This is a genomic window from Anaerophaga thermohalophila str. Valhall (genome assembly GCF_000250735.1).
In the GTDB taxonomy this organism is placed as follows: domain Bacteria; phylum Bacteroidota; class Bacteroidia; order Bacteroidales; family Marinilabiliaceae; genus Anaerophaga; species Anaerophaga thermohalophila_A.
The window spans coordinates 1-2,657 of sequence record NZ_AHZV01000009.1 but is presented as its reverse complement, the minus strand read 5'-3'; the positions used below and the strand labels follow the sequence as shown (position 1 = coordinate 2,657).

The 2,657-nt window shown below is 42.6% G+C and carries 3 protein-coding genes; 1 reads left to right on the top strand and 2 read right to left on the bottom strand.

Annotated features, from left to right (window positions below):
• Nucleotides 1–37: 37 nt before the first annotated feature.
• Nucleotides 38–1,306, bottom strand: coding sequence for a metallophosphoesterase (locus OQ5_RS0100315; RefSeq protein WP_044107150.1), 1,269 nt, complete (start codon nucleotides 1,304–1,306; stop codon nucleotides 38–40).
• A gap of 315 nt (nucleotides 1,307–1,621) precedes the next feature.
• On the opposite strand from OQ5_RS0100315, the gene OQ5_RS0100310 reads away from it, so the two are divergent.
• Nucleotides 1,622–1,936 (top strand): hypothetical protein, encoded by a 315-nt coding sequence (locus OQ5_RS0100310; protein WP_016775578.1) that lies wholly within the window; start codon nucleotides 1,622–1,624, stop codon nucleotides 1,934–1,936.
• Nucleotides 1,937–2,156: 220 nt separating this feature from the next.
• On the opposite strand, the gene OQ5_RS19835 is transcribed toward OQ5_RS0100310, so the two are convergent.
• Complete coding sequence (locus tag OQ5_RS19835; protein ID WP_016775577.1) at nucleotides 2,157–2,576, bottom strand: DUF996 domain-containing protein; 420 nt, start codon at nucleotides 2,574–2,576, stop codon at nucleotides 2,157–2,159.
• Between the last annotated feature and the right edge of the window lie 81 nt (nucleotides 2,577–2,657).

Genomic DNA, 2,657 nt, shown 5'->3' with positions numbered 1-2,657 from the left:
TCTTGGTTTTGACAAAAATATGCTTATTATACCGCACTCATTGTTGTTTATCAGCGGTGAATTGTCCCCCACGATGCAACTCAAAGACAGTAATTTCCGGAGGCATTCCAACGCGGGCAGGCATCCCGAGATAGCCAAGTCCCCGGTTTACATAAAGAAACTGATTGCCTTCGCGATAAAGTCCGGCCCATCGCTTGAACCTATACTTTGCCGGACTCCAGTTAAATTTACCCACTTCAACACCAAACTGCATCCCGTGCGTATGACCAGCCAAAGTCAGATCGTAGTCCTTCTTCCCAATTACCTCTGCATCCCAGTGATCGGGATCGTGAGAAAGTAAAATTTTAAATGGTGCATCACCGGCCTCACTCCAGGCCTTTTCCAGGTCGCCATATTGGGGGAAGGGCGGGTGGCCCCAGTTTTCAACACCACTTAAAACAAAGTGTTGTCCATCCTTTTCTATAGTGAGAGATTCGTTCCTTAGAAGCTGAAATCCAAATCGTCGAAATGCTGCAACGATGCCTTTGAAATTAGCTGCCTTACGCTGTTGCGACGGCCATGAGCTGTAATCGCCGTAATCGTGATTTCCCAAAATGGCATATTTCCCCATCGACGCATTTATTTTTCCTAAAATATCTTCCCAACCCCTTGTTTCTCCGGCAAAATTGTTGACCAGATCGCCGGTGAACAATACCATATCAGGCTTCTCTTCATTAATAAGTTCCACTGCCTCACGCAAAGGTTCTCGGTTGGTCCCAAAACTACCAAGGTGTAAATCCGATATCTGAACGATCCTTAAACCGTTGAATGCAGGTGGAAGATTGGGAAATGAAAGGCTGACATGACGGGTATAAAAAGCAAAGCGTCCCTTAAAAACACCAAACAGCAACCCTACAAACGGTGCAGTTGCCATAATGATACCAATCTGACTGAGAAACTTAGCACGAGATATGGCAGGATAATGTCTTTTGCGCTGTGGAGCGGGTCTGCGGGGCAACACCTTTTGTACTCTTCCGACTCCCTGAACCAGAATAAAGACAAGTTTGGGCAGATAAATCAAAAGAAAAACGGTCAGAAAGATGCCAAATGCATTATATACATGATAACTTCCGGCATCAGGTATAAGTAGTCCAAAAGCAAAAAAGCCGGCTAAAAAAACAATGGGAAATACAATAAACCCTGTAACGGCAAACCATTTACGAAATCCCTGCAAAGGCTCCCCTTTCTTCCAAAACCTCCAAAGTAACCAGTCAATCCCTCCTACCAACAAGACTAACAACCACAAAAAAACCAAATGGTATCTCATTCTTCTTTTAATCTTTATTCCGGTGTTTTTACCCTTGTAAAACCCAAACATTTATCTGGTCTAACCCGGTGATTTTTAACGCAACAAATGTAATACCGCAATAATTAAAGGGTGTCAAAGGATTGTTAAAGTTTTATAAAACTACAGTTTGTTGAATATCCACTCCTGACTAATCTACTTCCATTTAATTCAAAGTACAAAAAACACTATTTCAATTACTTAGTACATGGTGTCATATATCTGTTTTTGAGGCCAATTTTTGCAATATTTAGTGCCTGTCTATAAAGTAGGGAAAATTTCACCACAGCGGTTGGCATGACACCTCTGGCCGGTTTTTTATATCAGCCCCTGTGGATGGGCGCTTTTACCAACCAGGAAATAAAAACCGGGGCCAGCTGGAGCTATGAAGCCGACGGTAACACGCTTTCATTTGTTGTTACAGGTACCGATGAATATGCCGGCTATGAAGGATACGTTATTGAAGCCACATTTCAGGGGGATGACTTTGAAGGAACGGCAGAATGGGAGACCTGCATAAATTTCGATCTGCCATTGCCTTTGATGACCGATGTTACTACTGGCGAGGGAGAGACATTTTATATTGAACTAACCGGATATACTGAAGAGTAAGTGGACTCAATAGTGTCTGTCCATAAAGTGCCATTTGCTGTGTTACGCTTGCATGCCTTGCAACTGGCACTTTCTGAACAGACACACATATTTTTGCAAGTTTATAGACACGCACTTAATAAACAGGGGCTGTCACTAACTTTTCGGACAGCCCCTGTTCAATTTCACCGTTAGCGTCATATCATCTGTAAAATATGAGACAACACTGGTTTATTTATGTTTATGCCGTCGTTGCTTCGGCAGGTTTCTCATCAGGCTGAACTGTAAAATAGGCCACTATATGTACAATCCAGGCAGCAAAGATCACAATGAAACCCAGACCAAAAACAATGGTTCCGATTGCACCAATAAAATATAGTAATCCTGCAGTATTAAATAGTTTCACTCCGGTTTGTTCTGCCAACAGCTTCAAGCCCTGCCAGATGAAGTAAAAACCGATAATTAAACCGGCAAGTATTATAATTCCCCCGATAATCGTAGCAGCGCTTTCAAAGAGAAGACTTGTTATTTTCTGAAAATTGCCGGGATCTACTTCACCGCCGGATGACATACTTAAAGCCGCTGAACCAATTGCAATCGCAAAAATAATCCAGCCAACAATATTGGCGGCAATTTCAATGGTAAGCCTTCGGCCTCCCACGTATTGTAAAAAGTAAAAATTTTCCCCAAGCCGGGGATGCCGGTCTGGGAGTTAAATCTTTCTAAGTTCTACTGGAATCTC